Origin of the sequence: Labrenzia sp. CP4 (assembly GCF_001579905.1) — a bacterium.
In the GTDB taxonomy this organism is placed as follows: Bacteria; Pseudomonadota; Alphaproteobacteria; order Rhizobiales; family Stappiaceae; genus Roseibium; species Roseibium algicola.
In genome coordinates this window covers 5,095,908-5,116,542 of record NZ_CP011927.1, presented here as the reverse complement: position 1 = coordinate 5,116,542, position 20,635 = coordinate 5,095,908, and the positions used below count along the sequence as shown (strand labels likewise).

The 20,635-nt window shown below is 60.5% G+C and carries 20 protein-coding genes; 11 read left to right on the top strand and 9 right to left on the bottom strand.

The annotated features are described in order from the left end of the window. Positions 1-21: 21 nt before the first annotated feature. Positions 22-618 (bottom strand): DUF805 domain-containing protein, encoded by a 597-nt coding sequence (locus tag ACP90_RS23450; RefSeq protein WP_023002119.1) that lies wholly within the window; start codon positions 616-618, stop codon positions 22-24. A 120-nt stretch (positions 619-738) separates the two neighbouring features. Then, positions 739-2,301: an exodeoxyribonuclease VII large subunit gene (gene xseA, locus ACP90_RS23445; protein WP_062490344.1), complete on the bottom strand. Its 1,563-nt coding sequence runs from the start codon at positions 2,299-2,301 to the stop codon at positions 739-741. A gap of 198 nt (positions 2,302-2,499) precedes the next feature. Here xseA and ACP90_RS23435 point away from each other — a divergent pair, with 198 nt between their 5' ends. The 3 genes from ACP90_RS23435 to ACP90_RS23425 all read left to right on the top strand — a co-directional run bounded on the left by ACP90_RS23435 (position 2,500) and on the right by ACP90_RS23425 (position 5,904). Further along, entirely contained in the window at positions 2,500-3,258 is a 759-nt protein-coding gene (locus ACP90_RS23435; protein ID WP_062490343.1) for a 16S rRNA (uracil(1498)-N(3))-methyltransferase, read from the top strand. A gap of 352 nt (positions 3,259-3,610) precedes the next feature. Beyond that, entirely contained in the window at positions 3,611-4,984 is a 1,374-nt protein-coding gene (locus ACP90_RS23430; protein ID WP_062490342.1) for a glutamate--cysteine ligase, read from the top strand. 146 nt (positions 4,985-5,130) lie between these two features. Beyond that, positions 5,131-5,904: a DUF937 domain-containing protein gene (locus tag ACP90_RS23425; RefSeq protein WP_062490341.1), complete on the top strand. Its 774-nt coding sequence runs from the start codon at positions 5,131-5,133 to the stop codon at positions 5,902-5,904. A gap of 126 nt (positions 5,905-6,030) precedes the next feature. Here ACP90_RS23425 and ACP90_RS23420 read toward each other — a convergent pair whose 3' ends face one another. After that, positions 6,031-6,345, bottom strand: a complete 315-nt coding sequence (locus ACP90_RS23420; protein ID WP_023002113.1) for a DUF1127 domain-containing protein — start codon at positions 6,343-6,345, stop codon at positions 6,031-6,033. Positions 6,346-6,608: 263 nt separating this feature from the next. On the opposite strand from ACP90_RS23420, the gene ACP90_RS23415 reads away from it, so the two are divergent. Then, a complete protein-coding gene (locus ACP90_RS23415) occupies positions 6,609-7,484 on the top strand; it encodes a LysR substrate-binding domain-containing protein (RefSeq protein ID WP_006935582.1) in 876 nt (291 codons plus the stop codon). A 171-nt stretch (positions 7,485-7,655) separates the two neighbouring features. Beyond that, positions 7,656-8,546, top strand: coding sequence for a LysR substrate-binding domain-containing protein (locus ACP90_RS23410; RefSeq protein WP_055657693.1), 891 nt, complete (start codon positions 7,656-7,658; stop codon positions 8,544-8,546). A gap of 39 nt (positions 8,547-8,585) precedes the next feature. Here ACP90_RS23410 and ACP90_RS23405 read toward each other — a convergent pair whose 3' ends face one another. Beyond that, positions 8,586-9,503 carry a DMT family transporter gene (locus ACP90_RS23405; protein WP_023002111.1) on the bottom strand — a complete coding sequence of 306 codons (918 nt, stop codon included), beginning with the start codon at positions 9,501-9,503 and terminating at the stop codon, positions 8,586-8,588. Between the two features lie 156 nt (positions 9,504-9,659). On the opposite strand from ACP90_RS23405, the gene ACP90_RS23400 reads away from it, so the two are divergent. Next, positions 9,660-10,358, top strand: a complete 699-nt coding sequence (locus tag ACP90_RS23400; RefSeq protein WP_055657694.1) for a type 1 glutamine amidotransferase — start codon at positions 9,660-9,662, stop codon at positions 10,356-10,358. Between the two features lie 43 nt (positions 10,359-10,401). On the opposite strand, the gene ACP90_RS23395 is transcribed toward ACP90_RS23400, so the two are convergent. After that, the gene (locus ACP90_RS23395) at positions 10,402-11,379 is read right to left on the bottom strand and encodes a threonine dehydratase (RefSeq protein ID WP_055657696.1); all 978 of its coding nucleotides are present in this window, start codon (positions 11,377-11,379) and stop codon (positions 10,402-10,404) included. A 129-nt stretch (positions 11,380-11,508) separates the two neighbouring features. Here ACP90_RS23395 and ACP90_RS23390 point away from each other — a divergent pair, with 129 nt between their 5' ends. Beyond that, positions 11,509-12,309: a helix-turn-helix transcriptional regulator gene (locus ACP90_RS23390; protein WP_062490340.1), complete on the top strand. Its 801-nt coding sequence runs from the start codon at positions 11,509-11,511 to the stop codon at positions 12,307-12,309. Between the two features lie 4 nt (positions 12,310-12,313). On the opposite strand, the gene ACP90_RS23385 is transcribed toward ACP90_RS23390, so the two are convergent. Together ACP90_RS23385 and ACP90_RS23380 are read right to left on the bottom strand one after the other, a co-directional pair. Next, positions 12,314-13,450 (bottom strand): alpha-hydroxy acid oxidase, encoded by a 1,137-nt coding sequence (locus tag ACP90_RS23385; RefSeq protein WP_062490339.1) that lies wholly within the window; start codon positions 13,448-13,450, stop codon positions 12,314-12,316. Positions 13,451-13,467: 17 nt separating this feature from the next. Further along, positions 13,468-14,235, bottom strand: coding sequence for a FadR/GntR family transcriptional regulator (locus ACP90_RS23380; protein WP_023002106.1), 768 nt, complete (start codon positions 14,233-14,235; stop codon positions 13,468-13,470). 163 nt (positions 14,236-14,398) lie between these two features. Between ACP90_RS23380 and ACP90_RS23375 the strand changes: the two genes are divergently transcribed. Beyond that, positions 14,399-15,730, top strand: a complete 1,332-nt coding sequence (locus ACP90_RS23375) for a DUF3422 domain-containing protein (RefSeq protein WP_353612647.1) — start codon at positions 14,399-14,401, stop codon at positions 15,728-15,730. A gap of 112 nt (positions 15,731-15,842) precedes the next feature. Here ACP90_RS23375 and ACP90_RS23370 read toward each other — a convergent pair whose 3' ends face one another. After that, complete coding sequence (locus tag ACP90_RS23370) at positions 15,843-16,238, bottom strand: cytochrome c family protein (protein WP_055657706.1); 396 nt, start codon at positions 16,236-16,238, stop codon at positions 15,843-15,845. Between the two features lie 140 nt (positions 16,239-16,378). Then, positions 16,379-17,323 carry a LysR family transcriptional regulator gene (locus ACP90_RS23365; RefSeq protein WP_062490337.1) on the bottom strand — a complete coding sequence of 315 codons (945 nt, stop codon included), beginning with the start codon at positions 17,321-17,323 and terminating at the stop codon, positions 16,379-16,381. 155 nt (positions 17,324-17,478) lie between these two features. Here ACP90_RS23365 and ACP90_RS23360 point away from each other — a divergent pair, with 155 nt between their 5' ends. From ACP90_RS23360 to ACP90_RS23350, 3 genes are read left to right on the top strand one after another with little or no spacing between them, the layout of a single operon-like run. Next, complete coding sequence (locus ACP90_RS23360) at positions 17,479-18,975, top strand: FAD-linked oxidase C-terminal domain-containing protein (protein WP_031269770.1); 1,497 nt, start codon at positions 17,479-17,481, stop codon at positions 18,973-18,975. 22 nt (positions 18,976-18,997) lie between these two features. Beyond that, positions 18,998-20,176 (top strand): glycolate oxidase subunit GlcE, encoded by a 1,179-nt coding sequence (gene glcE, locus ACP90_RS23355; RefSeq protein ID WP_208993394.1) that lies wholly within the window; start codon positions 18,998-19,000, stop codon positions 20,174-20,176. Positions 20,177-20,220: 44 nt separating this feature from the next. After that, positions 20,221-20,580: a DUF4870 domain-containing protein gene (locus tag ACP90_RS23350; RefSeq protein ID WP_023002100.1), complete on the top strand. Its 360-nt coding sequence runs from the start codon at positions 20,221-20,223 to the stop codon at positions 20,578-20,580. Positions 20,581-20,635: the final 55 nt, after the last annotated feature.

Genomic DNA, 20,635 nt, shown 5'->3' with positions numbered 1-20,635 from the left:
GGGAATTGCCCCGGGTTCGGGTTAATCGAAGATGTGAGCCTGGCTCTGCGGCGTATCGAACCGGTTGGGTCCCTGTGTGCCGGAGAAGAACATGTTGGCGAAGCCCTGACAGAGGGCGAAGAGACTGCCGACAATCGGGATGAACCAGACGAGCAGCCAATAGCCGGACACATCCCTGTCGTGAAACCGGCGAACCTGAACGGAGAGGTTCGAAATGGAGAACGGCAGGATCAGCAACCACATGGTCAGTCCACTTCCGCTTGCCAGCAGTTCGTCCGCGTTTGCGTAGTATTGAATCTCGTTCTCGATCGCTGTGAAATAGGCAAAGATGACCGCGACCATCATGATCAGGTTGAAAGTGCCGATACCCCAGTAACCGAGCCTGCCGATGCGGCCGTTGAAGCTGAAAAAGAAACCGAGGAACTGCATCACCGCATCGATGATGGAAAGACTGCTGTCGCCGGCAACCTGAACGGCGGCGCCCCCGGCGCGCGCATACCCGCCAGCGCTCGAAGCATAGGCATTGTTGCCCGAATAGCCGTTCTGGCTCGGGCCCCACTGGCCCTGACCTTGCGGGTCCAGTCCACGTTTTCCAAATTGCTTGCGCTGCACAGGCATGAGTATCCCCCGTCCGAAAATTACTTGTCAGAACGAAGGTAACCTTACGCGAGCCGGCTTAAGATTGACGTAAGGGACGTGGTTAAATCTTGGTGAAATTGCGGAGGGTTTTCTACCCGTTCAGAACAGGCTGCCCTGGCTGGTTGCCGGTCCCTTGCCGGTCGCCGGTTTTTTCACTTTTGCAGGCTTCGGGCCGGCACTGTCGCTGAGCGCGACGGCGTCAACCGTACCGTCCGCCAGTTCGATGGCAAGGGCTGCACCAGACGCGATCGCTGCTGCTGAGCGCACCGGCTGGCCGCTGTCGTCGCGCACCACGGCATACCCGCGTGCAAGCACATCCTTGTAGGAAAGCGACTTCAGCAGTTTCTGCAAACCGTCAAGGCGCGCCTTTTCCTGCGAAAGACGGGCAAGATAGGCCCGGTCAAGCCGGTCCCCCAGACCGGACAGGCGCTCGGTGCCGAGCGTCGTCTGCTGGGCGAGCCGGGCCGGTGTCAGCCGCACGGCCAGGGCCTCGAAGGCATGCCGCTTTTGCGAGACCGCGACCTGCAGCGCGCGTTGCTTCCGCTCGCTCGCCTGGACAAGGTCCTGACGGGCTTTCGTGCTCAGGCGGGACAGGAGCAGCGGAGTCAGGCGTCCGGCAAAATTCTGGTAATGGGTCCGGTGCGTTCTGGTGCTCACGATCAGTGCGCGTTCCAGGCTGCTGGCCAGTGTGTCGAATTTCTGGCGAGGCAGGGCGAGAAGGTCTTGCGGTGCGGGCAGGGCGGCGCTGGCGGCACGCAGTTCTGTTCGCCGAGTGGTCACGAACCGCACCAGGCCCGAATTGAGCCTGCGGGAACGGTCGTCGACCATGGCCATAAGCTCGGCCTTCACTGGCACGGCAAATTCGGCTGCGCCTGTCGGCGTCGGGGCACGCAGGTCGGCGGCAAGGTCGATCAGCGTCCAGTCCGTTTCATGGCCGACGGCCGAGATCAGCGGGATCTGGCTGTCTGCGGCTGCACGGACGACCGCTTCCTCGTTGAAGCCCCACAGGTCCTCGATGCTGCCGCCTCCGCGGGCTACGATCAGGACGTCCGGCCGCGGGATCGGTCCGCCGGGTTGCAGGGCGTTGAAGCCGCGAATGCCGTTGGCGACTTCCGCACCTGAGGTCTCGCCCTGGACGCGGACCGGCCAGACCAGCACATGCAGCGGAAAGCGGTCGGCGATCCGGTGCAGGATATCGCGGATGACGGCACCGGTCGGCGAAGTGACCACGCCGATGACACTCGGCAAGGGCGGCAGCGGACGCTTGCGCTCCTCGGCGAAGAGGCCTTCCGCGGCAAGTTTCTTCTTGCGCTCTTCCAGCAGCGCCATCAGGGCGCCAGCTCCTGCCGGTTCCAGGGAGTCGATCACCATCTGGTATTTCGACTGGCCCGGGAACGTGGTGATCTTGCCGGTGGCGATCACCTCCAACCCCTGTTCAGGCTGGATCTTCAGCTTGGAGGCTGCCCCGCGCCAGATAACGCCTGACAGGACCGAACGGTCGTCTTTCAGGTCCAGATAAATGTGACCGGACCCCGGCCGGGAGATCCGGCCCAACTCACCGCGCACGCGCACGTAACCGAAAGCCTCCTCCATCGTACGTTTGATGGAGAAGGAAATTTCGGAGACGGAGAATTCGGCGACGTTGGACTGGGTTTCGCTCACGCAGGTGATTCCTCTTCTGCCCCGAAAGTGGCCGTTCGGGGAGGCAGGGTCAAGGACCGTGCGGACCGCCTTTGCCCAAGGCTTGGGAAAAGAAGATACGGCTTAAGCAGGCGCGTAAGAATCGAATAGGCTGTGGAAGCTTCCACAGCCATCCGAACCGCCTTGAAACCCTCACAATCGAGCGCATACCTAAGCACCATGGCCAAATACGAGTTCAATATGCAACGACTGTTCCTGCGACATATCCTTGCCGATGGCGCGCGCATAGATGCGGACCGCAGCCAGGCGAACTATCTGCTGAACGTTCTGCGCCTCAAGGATGGCGACTACGTGCTTGTCTTCAACGGCAATGATGGTGAATGGCTGGCCAAGATCGTCAGCAATGGCCGGCGCGACTGCACTTTGCAGCTGATGGAACGCACTCGCGAGCAAACCGCGGCAAATGACCTGATGTACATGTTCGCGCCGCTCAAGCACGCCCGGCTGGACTATATGGTGCAAAAGGCCGTGGAGATGGGAGCTGGCAGCCTGAAGCCGGTGCTGACCCAGCATACCCAGGCCAGCCGAATCAATCTTGAGCGGATGGAAGCAAATGTGATCGAAGCGGCCGAGCAATGCGGTGTGCTGGCCGTGCCGGAAGTTCTTGCGCCCCAGCCGCTGGCGGATGTGCTTGCGGTCTGGAACGAAGCACAGCCCGGCCGCAGGTTGCTGTTCTGCGATGAAGCGGAAGGGACAAACAATCCGCTTTTGACCCTGGCCCAGATGAAGGAAAGCGGTCCGAAGCCGCTCGCCATACTGATCGGGCCGGAAGGCGGTTTTTCCGAGGAGGAGCGGTCTCTTCTGCGCAGTCTCGACTTTGTCACGCCAATTCCCCTGGGCCCACGTATCCTGCGCGCCGATACGGCCGCTGTCGCGGCCCTGGCGGTTCTGCAGGCAACGGTGGGCGACTGGAGGTAGGCGGCTGTCCGGCTGTCCGGCTGCACGGAACCGTTATTCATGTTCAGGATCACGTGAAAGCGTTGGGGGAAGGGACCTTGCTTGATCTGGTATCGCTCCTCTGCGAGGTCAGGGCAAAGCTGGGATCGGCACCGTTGCAGAAGCCGGTTGCACATTCCCCGACGAACGGCTTGCGTTCCTGAAACGGACCGGCATGATCACCACGCACACTTCGGTGTCGTTTCCTTGCTTGCATTCTTGTTTCAAGAAACCTAAATCACCGAGGCTCAAAAGCGTTCCTCCCGGAACGCGCCGGATCACTGCGGTTTGTAGGGGGCAGCCTGACGGGCCGCGCAGTTTTTAGGACGCTTTCATGGCCCGCGATACGGTCGACTCCACCCCGATTGAAACGGTTGCGGATCTTGCCGCGACGCTCGAGGAGGGCTGTAAGCCGGAAGAGAAGTTTCTCATCGGCACCGAGCACGAAAAATTCGGCTTCTGCCTGAACGAACTGACGCCAATTCCCTATGGCGGTGAAAAGGGCGTCGAGGCCATCCTGACCGGCATGGAAAAGCTGATCAACTGGGAGCGGATCGAGGACGCAGGCAAGATCATCGGTCTGGCCGACGACCGCGGCGGCGGCGCGATTTCCATCGAGCCGGGCGGTCAGTTCGAACTTTCTGGCGCGCCGCTCGACAACCTGCATCTGACCTGCCGCGAAGCCAACCAGCACCTTGCCGATGTGCGCCGCGTGGCCGAACCGCTCGGCATCGGCTTCCTTGGCATCGGCATGACCCCGACATGGTCGCGTGCCGACATGCCACGTATGCCCAAATCCCGCTATGACATCATGACCAACTACATGCCGAAGGTCGGCTCGCTTGGTCTCGACATGATGTACCGGACCTCCACCATTCAGGTGAACCTCGATTTCTCGTCCGAAGCGGATATGGCCCTCAAGATGCGCGTCGGCCTGGCTCTGCAGCCGATCGCGACCGCCATTTTCGCCAATTCACCCTTCACGGAAGGCAAGCCGAACGGCTTCAAATCCTTCCGCGCCCAGATCTGGACCGACACCGACCACGACCGCACCGGCGACATGCCCTTCGCTTTCGAGGAAGGCTTCGGCTTCGAGCGTTATGTGGAATGGGCAATTGATGTGCCGATGTATTTCGTCAAGCGCGGCTCGACCTACTACGACGTTACGGGCACCACTTTCCGCCAGTTCATGAACGGCGCGCTGGAAGGCAAGGTTCCGGACGCAACGCCAAATATCGGTGACTGGAACAACCACCTGTCCACGCTTTTCCCGGATGTCCGGCTGAAGAAATACATCGAGATGCGCGGCGCCGACGGTGGCCCGTGGCGCCGCATCTGCGCTCTGCCGGCACTCTGGGTCGGCCTGCTTTACGACAAGGGCGTGCTCGATCAGGCCTGGGAACTGGTCAAGGACTGGACCCAGGAAGAACGCGCGGCTCTTCGTGCAGGCGTTCCCAAAACCGCCCTGCAGACATCTTTCCGCTCAGGCACCGTTCTGGATGTCGCCAAACAGGTGCTTGCCCTGTCCCAGGAAGGTCTCAAGCGTCGCAATCGCCTGAGCGATGGCGATCTGGACGAGCGCGTGCATCTGGCTCCGATCGAGGAAGGCCTCGCCTCCGGCATGTGCCCGGCAGACGTTCTGCTGCAGCGCTATAACGGTTCCTGGAAGGGCGATATCAGCCAGGTCTTCCGCGACTACGCCTACTGAATAAACTTCGCCCGCAGCATCAAGTTGTGGGCGACCGGCGCTGTCCGCAAAAGGCCTGAATTGACCTGAGGCCCGCGAAGCGTCACTCTGTCTGTGATCGGTCTTTTTTCTCAAGGCCTTGCAACAGCGTGAGCGGAGCGACGCAAATGACTGGCAGCGAGACGGGAGCTCCTACCTTCGACATCTTTTCCTTGTCGGAAGATGTGCGCAACCGCTTCGGCTGGTCGAATGAAGACCTTAGCCGGGTGATGGAGCAGCTCCTGCCTGCCGCGCTCAACGGTTTCCGCTACTTCGGCAGCACGGTACCGGGCTTTTCGGAGTTCCTCGGGCAGACGTCGCCGCTTGGCACAGTCGCGCAAAACCCCTTTGCCGGCTACGCAGGTCTGTTCCAGAGTCCGTCCGATGCGGCCCTGACACCCTTTTTCGGGCCTGAAGCTGTTCAAAAGGCGCTTGCCAGCCAGATTTCCGGCCTCACAGGCCTTCAGCGCGATGCCATCCAGGAAATGATGCCCGTGGCGGCGACGCTTGCCATGGGGCAGATTGCCAGGCCCTTTGTCCACGGTGAAGCTCGTAACCTGCTTGACGCCTATCTGCGCGGCTTTGCCAGAGGCCGGCCGAAACCGCAGCCGACCCCAGTCGACTACCTGCAAGGCTATGCCGAGGCGATGCAATCCTTCTGGGGCGCGTTCCTGCAACCGGCCAGCATCGTTACGAAATCCGCCTCGCCAGAGCCTGAGCCCGAGCCGCAGGAAGAAGAATTGCCCCCGGACGACGAGCCGGAAGGCCCTGAGGGCAATGCGTCCGAGTTTGAGGAAATGGTGTCGAGCTGGATGTCCGCCGGCCGTGATTTCCAGTCCAACCAGTTCAAGGCTTTCGACAGTTTCTTCGAAAAGGCCGCCAAGGATTTCCGCGACGTTTGAGCCGTCTTCAGGCTTGGGCCGCCCTTAACGCTTTTTGCAAAAAAAAGACCCGCCGGGGAGGCGGGTCAGGTTCGTCAGCAAGGCTTGCCGACAGGGGCTGCAAATGAGGGGAGGTCAGCCGAAAGGTCAGGCCGCCAGCTGGCGGGTCTTGCTTTCGGTCACGAGTGTCATCATCGGCTTGTCCTGCGCCGAATTGGCGGCGCTATAGCCGATGGTCTCGCGGAGCGCTGAAGATCCGTTCACCAGGGATGTCGGATCGGTATAGAACGGTTGGGCCAATGCGCGTCGAACGTCGCTCCGCGTCAGGCCGATGTCCTTCAACTGCTCGTCGGACCAGTCATTCAGTTCCGCGAACTGACGACGGTTTTTGGACACACGCCATACACGGGCAACCATCTGCCCGAAGAGAGCGAAGAACGGGGTGCTTGCTGTATGTGTCATGGCAAAATTCTCCTGTTGGCGGACGGAGGGATTCCGACTGCCTGTTCCGAGCCTGATTTGGCGTCGCTTGTTGTGGAACATCCCCTATGTGGACTGTTTGCTGCTATTAATCCAACGAATGTTTGTGATTGAAATTATCACTTTCTGTGAAGTCAAAATCCCCAAAGCGCTTCGATTCAAGCAAGGCGGCCGCTTCGCGAAATCATTTCCCCTTTAAATGGATGCCATGTTAAATATGAGCATCCTTTATCAGTGAGGCGCTCATGCTCGACCTGGATCAGCTCCGGACCTTTGTGGCCATTGCCGAAAGCGGCAGCTTCACCAAGGCGGCGGACAATGTGCACAAGACACAGTCGGCGGTGTCGATGCAGATGCGCCGTCTGGAGGAGCGGATCGGCAAACCGCTCTTTGTCCGGGTTGGCCGGCAGTCCCGCCTGACCGAACATGGCGAGCGTCTGCTTCACTACGCGCGCCGGCTCGTGCAATTGAACGACGAGACGCTTGCCGCTTTCGATGACACGGAACTTGCCGGGCTCGTGCGTCTGGGCACACCGGACGACTACGCAGATCGGTTCCTGCCGGAAATTCTGGCGCGCTTTTCCAGGTCCAACCCCAAGGCGGAGGTCAGCGTCGTCTGCGCGCCGACACCCAATTTGGCCGACATGATCGCCGAGGGTGAGCTGGATGTCGCGATCATCACCCACGTACAGAAGCGTGGTCGCAAGAACGTTGATCTGGTACGGCGCGAACCTTTGCTCTGGGTTGTCTCGGCTCGCCACGCGGTGGAAAACGAGTCGCCTTTGCCTCTGGCGCTGGGGCGCGCTACCTGCGACTGGCGCCGGGCTGCGATCAATGCGCTCAGCGATCAGATGCGCGAACATCGCCTGCTTTATTCAAGCTGGAACTCTACGGCAGTCGGCGCCGCCGTCCTGGCCGGGCTTGCCATTTCCGTTCTGCCGGAATCTGCGCTTCGGTCCGGCATGCGGGTCCTGACGGAAGCCGAGGGTTTCCCGAAATTGCCCGATTGCGAAATAGGTATCATGCGGTCCTGGCATAACAATTCCCGGGTCACGGATGCCCTGGTCGAGCACATTGTTTCATCGCTCGACAACCTTTCGGTTCCGCTCGCGGCCGAATAGTTGCAGGCGAACGGAATTCCCGGAACGATTTCAAAATCTTACCTAGAGTATTGTTTTGTCCTGCTGGCCAAATACCGATTGAAGTGTAAGAAGTTGTGATGTATCTTTAGTAAATCAATTCGAATCTCAAATTTCACCACCGGTTTGTGGCTCATTTCATAGGGTCCTTGCATGCATCACGCACTGGACATCGACCAACTTCGAACGTTTTTGGCGATCGCGGAGTTGGGAAGCTTCACCAAGGCTGGTGAGGCTGTGCACAAGACGCAGTCGGCAGTCTCCATGCAGATGCGGCGGCTGGAAGAGCGTGTTGGTCAGCCGATCTTCATCAAGGACGGGCGCCAGTCCCGGCTGACGGAAAACGGCCTGCGGCTGGTCGAGTTCGCCCGCCGGATGATCATGTTGAACGACGAGACCCTGTCTGCCTTCAATGGCCAGAAGGAAGTCGGCCATGTGAAGCTTGGCGTGCCGGACGATTATGCCGACCGGCTGCTGCCTCAGGTGCTGGCAGCCTTCAACCGGCTCAATCCTTCCATTGAAGTGCAGGTGGAATGTCTGTCCAGTGCCCGGCTGACGGATGCGATCCGGGAAGGAACGCTCGACGTTGCCATCACGACCTCCCAGGATACGATGGACCTGCGCGGTGAAATCATTCGCCGAGAGCCGCTATACTGGGTTACGTCTAACCAACATTGCGCCCACACACAGGACGTTGTCCGGTTGGCACTCGGACCGGTGACCTGTGGTTGGCGCCGGATTTCGATGGATGCGCTCGACCGGGCGGGACGCCCCTACCGGGTCTCCTACACAAGCTCCAGCGCGGCAGCTCTCGTCGGTGCGGTTCAGGCCGGACTTGCCGTGACGGTGTTTCCTGAAAGCGCGATTCGCGACGGCATGCGTATTCTGGACGAGAAGGACGGCTTTCCGACGCTGCCTTATTGCGACATCGCCCTGCTGCGCTCGGATACGGCACGCGAAACCATGCACGATACGTTGTGCAACCACCTGGTGGCAGCCATCGGCAACGTTGGCAGCGGCACAACGCAACTGGCGGCGGAATAAACCTCCGCCGTCCGGTTTCTTCTCATGTCAGGGATAGACCTACCGGGCGCGCAGCATCATCAGGTTGCCACCGATGACACAGGCCAGACCGGCGGCGGCCACTGGCGTCCACTGATAGCCTTCGAAAATGGTCGACAGAGTGAGAGCGACCACCGGGAACATCACGGTGGCATAGCCTGCCCGCGCCGAGCCGATGCGGCCGAGCAGGGTCAGGTAGGAAGCAAAGGCGATGACCGAGGCGACAACAGCCAGATAGATCAGGCTTCCGAAATAGTTCACGGACCATTCGACGGAAAAACTCTGGCCGCGCAGGGCCGAGAAGACCCCCAGGAAAAGCATGCCGTAGACCATGCCCCAGGCAGTGGCCGGTGTAACGCCGATGCCGCGTCGCTGGGTGTCAGCCGACAGCATGTTGCCAAGGCAGAAGGACAACGTGCCGCCGACACACATGGCGAGGCCAATGGCAGCTTCGTCGTTGAACTCTGCCCCGGCCAGCTTCGGCCAGAACATCAGGCCGATACCCAGAAAGCCGAGTAGCCCGGCACCGAGAGCGATCGGGCTTGGTCGTTGGCCGAACAGGATCAGTCCCAGAAACAGGTTGAAGATCGAGGCGGTCGAGAAGATCACCGCCAGCAAACCGGACGGCAGAATGGCCGCGCCGTAGTAGAACAGCGTGAAGTTGGTGGAAAACAGAAACACGCCAAGTCCGGCAAACCGCAGGTGATCCTGAAGGCCGAAGGCAAGATGGTGTCCGCGAAAGCGTGCCCACGCCATCATGATCGACGCTGCCAGCACAAAGCGCCAGAACACAGACACTTCAGGCGCGACCGTTGCCACCTGGCCCTTCATCGCAATCCAGCTGAAGCCCCAGGCAAGAACCGTCGCCGCGTAAAGACCATAGTCGGTTGCACTGAAACCGGCAGAGCCGGGCCGGAGGCTGGGGGATGCAACGCTCATGAATGAACCGATCTTTATGGGGATGTTGTTCCTAAGATTGGCGGTCAGGACACTTCAATGCAAATGATTGTTTTTGATGTTTTCATCAAGGTTGCGCATGGATAAAGTCCTGCCGGAATTGAAGCGGTAAGGTTCGTGAGCAGGTTAGAGGACAACATGCATTTTCTCGTCGTTGAGAACTATCAGCATACGGAACTTGGCGTTCTCGGCCGTGTCGCTACGCAGGAAGGTCATAGCTGGCACACCGTCAAGGCATTTGAAGGCGAGCCGCTACCCCAAGGCACCGATGCTTTTGCCGGCTTGGTCGTGCTGGGCGGAGCCCAGGATGCGCTGGCGGACGAAGCCTATCCGCATCTGCCGAAGGTCTGCGACCTGATCCGTGCCTTTGACGATGCCGGCAAGCCCGTCCTCGGCATTTGTCTGGGCTCGCAGCTGATCGCCCGCGCCTTTGGTGGAGAGAACCTTCTGGGCTTGCCGGTTGAATTCGGCTGGCGCGACGTGACACCGACCGACGCAGGGCTGGAAGATCCCGTAGTTGGCAAGCTCGGGGCCGGTGCTCCTCAGTTCCACTGGCATTCCGACACCGTAACGCTGCCGGACGGGGCGGTGCTTCTGGCGAGTAGCACCATGACACCGGTCCAGGCCTTCCGCATGGGCGATTTGACCTACGCAATCCAGTTCCATTTCGAAACCGGCCTGCCGGAAGTGCGTAATTGGAGCGAAGCCTTCAGTGACGACATTCGCGCGCATACGCCGGACTGGCACAGCCGTTTCGACACCGAAGCGTCCCGCCATGCAGCGAAGGCCGACGAGACCGGAGCCGCAATTGCAAAGGCCTGGCTGTCGTTGCTTTGAGACTTATCGCATTTCTGGTTCCGGGGTTTTATCATTCCAGTATTCAGACCACCGGTGTTCCACCGGTCAGAACTGTCTGCATAGCCGTTTCGTCCAGGTTGCCTCCTGACAGAATGATACCGGCCTTCCTGCCTTGAAGCTTTGGCGCATCCTGCATCAATGCGGCGAGGGCGGCAGCACCGGCACCTTCGGCGAGATTATGCGTATCTGCAAACAGGACGCGGATGGCGGCAGCGATTTCGTCATCCGTAACCGTTGCGATCCGGTTGGAACCGGTCTGCAGGATATCAAGCGCCGCCTGTACCGGCTCCCGGCAGGCCATGCCGTCGGCGAAAGTGGCTGCGGTTTCCGTGGTCACGATTTTTCCCGCTTCGACGGACAGCCGGTAGGCGGGGGCGTTTTCCGTAACGACAGGAACGATCTCGGTTTTCAGCCCCAGAAGGTCGCGCACCGTGATCAGTCCACAGGCGCCGGAACCCATGCCAACGGGGACATAAACCACGTCGAGATCGTCATGCGCCCTGAAAAATTCCAGCGCGTAGGTCGCAACGCCAAGGACGATGTTCCTGTGAAAGCTCGGCACCATCAGGAAACCGCTTTCATGGGCCAGTCGCTCGGCAGTGCGCCGGGAAATGTCGAAGTCGCGACCGTCGATCACGAGATCAGCACCAAAGGCCTTCATCGCCCGGTTCTTGCCCTCCGCATTTCCTTCCGGCACCACGATGGTGGCGGGCAGGCCAAGCGTTCGGGCAGCCAGCGCCATGGACTGGCCGTGGTTTCCGCGGGTGGCCGTTACGACGCCGCTGGGGCGGCCGTGTTCTTCGATATGTTTCTGGATGTAGACGATGGAGCTGCGCGCCTTAAAGGCGCCGATCGGGGTGTGGTTCTCGTGTTTGACCGCGATTTCCAGGCCGAACCGCTCCTTCAGGAGTGGCCAGGCATAACTTGGCGTTTCCGGCACAAGCTGGCGCACGATCGGAAAAGCGGCTTCAAGGTCGTCCAGGGTGAAGAGAGCGGTCATGGGCGTGGTCAGGTCCGGTTTCTGGTGTTGGTCGGCCGCGAGTATATCCGCGTGGTCCGCACTGTCTTTCAGGATCCTGAACCTATTCGGACTTGCGCGGCCCCTGTTCCTGCGTCAGGTTTGCGCGCCATGCAAACGGACACTGTTCATACCCAGCCTGGATCTGTGCCCATCCACCGGGAGATGGCCGGATATGGGCTCCGCCTTTTGCCTGCCGCCGGTTACGATGTCGGTTTCGTGGCAGATACGGGCTCCATCGGCTTTGCGTTTGACTGTCAATCGGGCAGCCATGCCATCGCTTCGGACAGGCGAGAAGATTTCGTTCGCTTGCCCAACACGCTGGCTTTGACACCCAGCGGCTGCGACATCCGCTCCCGGTCAGAAATGGGCGGTGAATATCTTCTGGTCAGCGGTCGCGAAATCCGTCTGACGGAAGGGGGTTACCGCACCAACATCCTGTCGAAATCTGCTTCCATGGCCGCAGGCAGACTGCGCAAGTGGCTGTTGTCGGATACGCCTCCGGATCATCTGGAAACCGAAGCATGCATCAACGCACTTGCAGAGGCGGGGCTGAAGCCGCAGCGCCCTGGCAAGGCTGCCAGATGGATGACAGGCAATCGGTTTCGGAAAGTGGCGGACAGGATCGAAGCCGATCTCGGGTCAAATCTGTCCGTTGCCGTTCTGGCGCAGGAAATCGGCGTTTCGGCCAGTTTCCTGAGCCGTGCCTTCTCGGCTTACTGCGGACAGTCGCCCTACGACTATATCGTCAGCCGGCGGCTGCAGCGCGCCCGGGCGCTCATCGTTTCCACCGGCAAGCCGCTTGCGGAAATCGCCCTCAGGTCGGGCTTTTCCTCGCAAAGCCACATGACGGCGAGTTTCCGGACGCGCCTCGGGGTCAGTCCCTCCAAGTTCGCGCGCCCGGATCGCTGATCCGTCAGAGTACCAGGTTGTGGCGGCCGACCTTGTTGATGTCGGTTTCGCCGCAAAGGCCCATGGTGACGTCCAGTTCCTTGTGCATCATTTGCAGCACCTTCGAGACCCCTTGCTTGCCCATGGCGCCGAGACCATAGATGAAGGCGCGGCCGATGTAGGTGCTCTTGGCTCCCATCGCGACGGCCTTGAAGACATCCTGACCGGACCGGATGCCGCTGTCGAAATGCACTTCGATCTTGTCGCCGACCGCATCGACGATGTCCTGAAGCACTTCATAGGAGGCAAGAGCTCCGTCAAGCTGACGGCCACCATGGTTGGAGACGACGATCGCGTCGGCCCCGACGTCCGCCGCGATCTTCGCATCCTCCACATCGTTGATGCCCTTGAGAATGAGTTTGCGCTTCCAATGGGACTTCACCCATTCCACCGAGGACCAGTCGAGGGTCGGGTCGAACTGGCTGTTGGTCCATTCGGCAAGCGAGGTCATGTCGCCAACACCGGACACGTGGCCATGGATGTTGCCGAACTGGCGGCGCTTGGTCTGCAGCATGTGCCAGCACCAGCGCGGCTTGAAGGCAAGATCCAGCAGAACGTGCGGTTTGGGCTTCGGCGGCGTGGACAGGCCGTTTTTCAGATCCTTGTGCCGCTGGCCCAGAACCTGAAGATCAAGCGTCAGAACGAGTGCCGAACAGCCGGCAGCCGTTGCACGCTGCATCAGGTTTTCCGAAAAGCCCCTGTCGCGCATGACGTAGAGCTGGAACCAGAATGGGTTCTTGGTGTTCTCGGCGACATCCTCGATCGAGCAGACACTCATGGTGGACAGGGTGAAAGGGACACCGAATTCTTCTGCGGCCTGGGCCGCGAGAATTTCACCGTCGGCGCGCTGCATCCCGGTCAGGCCGACAGGGGCAAGGGCAACCGGCATCGTTACGTCCTGGCCGATCATGGTGGTCTTGACCGAGCGGTTGTCTATGTTGCAGGCCACGCGCTGGCGCAGCTTCTGGCGCTGCAGCGCCGCTTCGTTCTCGCGGTAGGTGCTCTGCGTCCAGGAACCGGTATCCGCATAGTCGTAAAACATCTTCGGTACCCGGCGCCGGGCAAGGGCCTGCATGTCGGCAACATCGGTCACAACAGTCATCGAATTCCTCCTGAGGCTCACGCGCGAGCCGGTTTTCGGGTCCGTCTCAGGCCGGCCAGCTGCTCGCGCCGGTCCAGATCCTTCGTTTCGGCAAGGGTGCCGCGCACATAGTCGATATGGTTTTCCGAGGCCTGCCTCGCGCGGTCGGCATCCCCGGTCTGAATGGCGTCGGCAATGGCCTTGTGCTGCTGCAGCAGCTCGATCCGTGCCGACGGGTGGTGGTAAAGGCGCCCGCGATTGTAGAAGACGCCGTTTTCCAGAAGCCGGTAACAGGACCTGAGAGTGTGCAGCATCACCACATTGTGGGCCGCTTCACCGACCGCGTGATGAAAGGCAACGTCCAGCCGGCTTTCTGCAGGCAGGTCCTCGCTGTCATGCGCTTCCTGCATCTGGCGGACTATGTCCTGCAGCCGGGCAAGGTCGGATGGGGCGGCCCGTGCGGCTGCAAGGGCTGCCGCCTGGCTCTCGATGCCCCGCCGGAATTCGAAATAGTCGTTTACCGCGCCCGGGTGCCGGGCAATCAGCTGGACCACTGCTTCGGAAAAGATAGGGCCGATCAGCTCGGCAACATAGGTGCCGCCACCCCGGCGCGACGAAATCAGCTCGCGGTCCTCAAGCGTCTTCAAGGCATCGCGAAGCACAGGACGGGAGACGTTCATCTGGTCGGCAAGGTCGCGCTCGGCTGGCAGCCTGTCGCCGGACTGCAGCACGCCCTTCAGGATCAGATCTTCGATCTGCTCCACCACGGCATTTGCCGTCTTCTGATGATCGACCGGCTGAAACATGCCGCTCCCGCTCCAATTGTTGGCGCGGAAAATAGCGCCGCTTTCAAAATTGGTCAATTTTTTTGTCCAATTATTTGTTGCTGAAATGTCTCTCCGGAAACCCAATTGTCTGCTGCGGCAAAAATGCGGATTGGTTTCGGCGGTGCCTTAGCGGAATGTAGAATTGACAGAACATTTCCAAAGTCGGGGTTGCTCCTTGGATCAGGGATCAGAAAACGGGTCCACCTTTCCTGCCTTTCGCACATCTCCCTTGCGGGAAAAGGTGTTGGGGGAGGTTCATGCGCGGCCGTTTCGTCCGCTGCCCTGTCCGCGGACGGTGCTCCACTACGCTTTCCTGACAGATGCTGAGGAAGCCGCCAGAGATCATGCCTGGCTGTCTGAGTTCTGCATTTCCCGCGGTGGCCACGGTCCTGCGCCCGGAGCCCGTCATCACACCGTCAATTTCGGCGGTGGCACCTTGAGCTGGGAACAGCACGCGGAATTCACCACCTACACCTGGGATGGTAGCGCCCACGAACAAACGATTTTCGGGCAGGTGCCGATCAAGCACCCCTTTGGCGCTGCGTTTCGGGCGCCCGGCGATCTGCTGGTAGCCGTCCGGCTGGAATTGCGCGGTGGTGATGAAGGCAAGGAATGGCGAAGCCAGTTCGATGAAGCCAGCCTGACGGTTTCCAACCTTGAAGACGGCGCTGCGATGGTGGCGACCGACTTCCGGCAGGATGGCGATGGGCTCACGCGGCTCCTGGTCTGCAACCGGACCTTGAGCGACGTTCAGTCCGGCGCCGTTGTCCAGCGGCTTCTCGAGGTCGAGACCTATCGAACGCTGGCCATGCTGGGCCTGTTCGAGGCAACCAGACTTCAGCCGGATATCAGGCGTTTCGAGATCGAGCTTGCGGAACTGACCGGCCAGATGCAGGAGACCTCCGCGCTCGGCGCCAACCAGGAGCTTCTGGACAAACTGAGCGGCCTTGCCGCCGCGCTGGAAGCGGGGGCAACCGCCAGCACGTTTCGGTTCGGCGCGAGCCGCGCATATGACCAGATCGTCCGGGCACGGCTGGAAACCTTGCGTGAAGAGGCTGCCCCCGGCGAACTTTCAATGGCGTCCTTCCTCGTCCGCCGGCTTGCCCCGGCCATGCGCACCTGCCAGGCGATCGAAGACCGTCAGGCGATGCTCTCGCGCAAACTGGCGCGGGCAACCACGCTCCTGCGCACGCGGGTCGACGTCGAACTGGAAGAGCAGAATCGTTCGCTGCTGGAATCCATGAACCGGCGTGCCCATCTGCAACTCCGCCTGCAGCAGACCGTCGAAGGCCTGTCCGTTGCCGCGGTGAGCTACTACGTCGTCGGCCTGATTTCCTATCTGGCGAAAGCCGCCAAGGAAACCGGCTTGCCTCTGCCTGACTCCAACCTGATGACCGGCATATCCGTGCCGCTGGTCGTGCTGGTGATCTGGTGGACCGTCAAGCGCATCCGTCAGCAACACGGTGAGCACTGAAACCGTAAATGGCAGCGCGCTTCGCTGCGTCCGGGATGACTGACGAGAGGCTTCACCAGAGAAAAAAAGGCCGGGTAAACCCGGCCTTTTGTCGTCAGTCGGCGAGCAGTGCTTACTTGCTCGAACCGTCTTCGTTGTACTGGTTCAAATAGGCGATCACGTTGGCGCGGTCGTCTTCCTTCTTGAGACCTGCAAAAGCCATCTTGCCTTTCGGAATCAGATCCTTCGGCTTGGTCAGGTAAACGTCAAGCGTCTCCTCGTCCCAAACTTTGCCATCGGCCAATTCGAGCAGGTTGGCGGAGTACTTGTAGCCGTCAACCGCGCCCCATGCCCGGCCGACAATGCCGTTCAGTTCCGGACCGACCTTGTTTTTGGCTTCGGGTCCAACCGCATGGCAAGCGGCGCATTTCTTGAATACTTTCTCACCCTTGGCAGGGTCGCCTTCGGCGCTTGCCTGAACGGTCAGGGCCAGAAGCGCGGTTCCGGCGATCATCAGCAGTCGCTGCATGTATATCTCCCTCGGTTTGGGTGTTTAAAACCCCCGTCAACAGAACAGGATGTCAGGCCTTGATGCAAGTGACGGACCGTCGCATCCCGCATGCCAACCCGCGATCACCGACTGGGATCGTTTGGCGTCCGGGTGAAAGGTCAGCCCGCGCGGGCGTTGCTCGGCAGGCGTAACCAGTCCTCAAGTCCATGGTCCCAATAGGGCGACGAGCCATAGAGCCCGGCGAGGAAGTCGATAAAGACACGCACCTTGGCCGGCAGAAACTGGCGGCTGGGGTAAACGGCATAAAGCCCGACATCCTTGGAGGCCCGGTACTCGGGCAAAAGAATTTGCAGTTTGCCTTCACGCAACTCAGGACCGACGTCCCAGGTCGATCGAAGCGCAACGCCGACGCCGGCCAACAGGCATTCGCGCACGACCTCGTTGGAGTTGGTCTTGACCGGCGCCTGCGTGCGAACGGTCTCGATCCCGTCCGGACCGGCGAGCCGCCAGGGGTCCTGGTTGGTTGCGGCAATGGTCACATGGTTTGCGACAAGATCCTCGATGCTTTCCGGAGTGCCGTACTTTTCGAGATAGACCGGGCTTGCACACAGGACGCGGTGGACCGGCGCCAGGCGCCGGGCGACAAGACTGGAATCGGAGAGCTCCGCAATGCGGATGGCAAGGTCATAGCCGTCACCGACGATGTCGACAAAATCGTCGGAAAGATCGAGATTGACCGAAAGGTCGGTGTTTTCAGCCAGGAACTTGCCAAGGTGCGGGGCAATATGAAGCCGACCGAAGGACGTCGGAACGGCCACCTTCAGGTTGCCGCGTGCCTTGGCCGAGCCGCGCGAGACAAATGATTCGGCTTCTTCCACGGAGGCAAGAATGGCCACAACGCGCTCGTAAAAGCCCTGTCCGGCCTCGGTCATGGCGATCTGGCGAGTGGTCCGTTGCAGCAGTCTGGTACCGAGTTTTTCTTCCAGACGCCGGATGCGTTTGGAGACGACTGCGGGCGACAGGCTCATTTCGCGGCCGGCTGCCGACATGCTGCCGGCGCTTACCACCCTTGCGAAAATCTCCATGTCGGTCAGATTGCTCATTTTCAATCTCTCAGAAAGACAATTAGTATTTGCCGGTCGTTTTCCTCGGGCGCGAACCTTGCCACACTTAAGCAAGGGTAATTCACTGCCATCTCATGTTACGTAGGACCAATTCAACTGGATCAACGTATTAAAAAGTAGAAGGAGTTCATTTCGTGACCGCCATTGCGATGCCCGCGCCAGATCAGGCCGTATTGGCCCGCCGCCAGGAAATCCTGAGCGCGCTTCAGGCGATTGTGCCCGGAGAAGGGGTGATCCATGACGAACGCGAGATGCGCGCCTATGAGACCGATGCGCTGACGGCTTATCGCCAGCTGCCACTGATCGTCGTCCTGCCGGAAACGGTCGAGCAGGTATCGAAGGTTCTGAAATACTGTCATGACAATGACGTGAAGGTCGTGCCACGCGGGGCGGGCACCTCGCTTTCCGGCGGCGCGCTGCCTCTGGAAGACGGCGTTCTACTGTCGATGATGAAGTTCAACCGCGTGCTCGATATCGACTATGACAACCGGGCCGTGGTCGTTCAGCCGGGTGTCACCAATCTGGGCATTACACGTGCGGTCGAGCACGAGGGCTTCTACTACGCGCCGGATCCCTCGTCGCAAATCGCCTGTTCCATCGGTGGCAACATCGCGGAGAACTCCGGTGGTGTGCACTGCCTGAAATACGGCCTGACCACCAACAACGTTCTCGGCCTTGAAATGGTGCTTGTCACCGGCGAGGTCATTCGCCTCGGCGGCAAGCATCTGGACAGCGAGGGATATGACCTGCTGGCGCTGATGACCGGTTCGGAAGGCCTGCTCGGCGTCGTCACCGAAGTCACCGTGCGGATCCTGCAAAAGCCTGAAACGGCGCGGGCGCTCCTGATCGGCTTTCCGACCAGCGAGGACGGCGGGCGCTGTGTGGCCGATATTATCGCCGCCGGCATCATTCCAGGCGGAATGGAGATGATGGACAAGCCCGCCATCCACGCGGCGGAGGATTTCGTCAACGCAGGTTATCCGCGTGATGTCGAGGCCTTGCTGATCGTGGAACTGGACGGGCCGGAGCGCGAGGTCGATTACCTGATCGGCCGTGTCGAGGAAATCGCCAGGGCCAACCAGGCCAGCCACGTGCGCATTTCCGAAAGCGAGGAAGAGCGCATGACCTTCTGGGCCGGCCGCAAGGCCGCGTTCCCGGCGGTCGGCCGCATTTCCCCGGACTACCTGTGCATGGACGGCACCATCCCGCGCCGCGAACTGCCGAAGGTGCTGGCCCGCATGCGGGAGCTGGCCGAAAAACACGGGTTGGGCGTTGCCAATGTCTTTCACGCCGGTGATGGCAACCTGCACCCGCTCATCCTTTACGACGCCAACAAACCGGGTGAACTCGATGCGGCGGAGGCCTTTGGAGCCGATATTCTTCGGCTTTGCGTTGAGGTTGGCGGCGTTCTGACCGGCGAACACGGTGTCGGCATCGAAAAACGCGATCTGATGACAGACATGTTCTCCGAAGCGGACCTGAAGCAGCAGCAACGGGTCAAATGCGCTTTCGACCAGAAGCATCTTCTCAATCCGGGCAAGGTTTTTCCGGTGCTGCACCGTTGCGCCGAGCTTGGCAAGATGCATGTACACAAGGGCCAGTTGCCCTTTCCAGATATTCCGCGGTTCTGAGGGTAGGGGCATGGACGCGACAATGAAACCGCGAAACACCGACGACGTGGAAAAGGTGGTGGCCTGGGCCGCTGCCGAAGACCAGCCGCTGGAGATCATCGGTCAAGGCTCGAAGCGGACGCTCGGACGCCCTGTGCAGGCCGCTCATGTGCTGGACCTGTCGGGTTTGACCGGGGTCGAGAGCTATGAACCTGCGGAACTGGTGCTGACGGTCAAGGCGGGTACGCCAATTGCCGAAGTGGAAAAGCTGGTCGACGACAACGGTCAGGAGCTTTCGTTCGAGCCGATGGACTTCGGCCCGCTCCTGGGCGTCACCCCGGCACAGGGGACAATCGGCGGCGTGCTTGCAGCCAATCTTTCCGGACCCCGCCGGATCAAGGCCGGGGCTGCTCGCGATCACGTGCTTGGCATGGAGGCGGTGTCCGGGCGCGGCGAGATCTTCAATTCCGGCGGCAAGGTGGTCAAGAACGTCACAGGTTATGACCTGCCGCGGGCTCTGTGTGGCGCATATGGCACGCTTGCCGTTGCAACGACCGTGACGCTGAAGGTCAATCCCAAGCCGGAGACCTCTGCAACATTCGTGCTTTCCGGGCTCGATGACGACGATGGCATCAAGGCATTGTGCCAGGCCATGGGATCGTCGGCGGAAGTGTCCGGCGCGGCCCATTTGCCTGCGGAGGTGAACGGCGGCAGTAGCTCAACCGTATTGCGCCTGGAAGGGTTCTCCACCTCGGTGGATTACCGCTTCAAGACCCTGCAGGCACTGCTTGGCACCTATGGCACGCCGTCGCGACTGGAGGCATCGGAAACAGGTGCTCTCTGGCAGACGATCCGGGATGTCAAACCCTACGCCGGTGGGGAAACCCCAGTCTGGCGGCTTTCCGTTGCCCCGACCGCAGGGCCGCAACTGGTTGCCAGCCTGAGGGAGACGTTCGAGCTTCAGGCCTATTACGACTGGAGCGGCGGCCTTGTCTGGCTGTCGTGTATGGATGGCAGCCTGCATGAGGCGGAAATCAGGGCTGCGGTCGATGCCGTCGGCGGCGGTCACGCAACACTTGTACGGGCCGATGCGTCCCAGCGGTCCAATGTGCCGGTGTTTCACCCGCAGCCTGCTCCGCTCGCGGCACTGTCTCGCCGCCTGAAGGAACAGTTCGACCCGAAAGGCATTCTAAATCCTGGAAAAATGGTCAGTGGTGTGTAGTGTGAGGCCATAATTGTCACACGCATTTCCAACGGAGTGCCTTCATGGATCAACAGTCCGACGTTTCAGGCTACATGGAGCCAGGCGGCAAGAACGCCACGCTCATCTATATTCTTTATCTGGCAAATATCATCGTGCCGTTCACCGCCATTGTCGGTGTCATCTTTGCCTATCTCAATCGGGGCAAGGGCTCGGCCTGGGTTGATAGTCACTACACCTATCAGATCCGCACTTTCTGGATCGGGCTGCTGTTCGGCATCGTCAGTGGTCTTTTGACCCTGATCCTGATCGGCTTCCTGATGCTGATTGCCGTGCTGATCTGGATGATCGTCCGCTGCATCAAGGGGCTTCAGCTTGCAGGCCGCAACGAGCCTGTGCCCAACCCGGAAACCTGGATGTTCTGACAAGAAGGCAAGGCCCGTCCGCAAGGCGCGGCACGGGCCATGAACCTTTACCAGG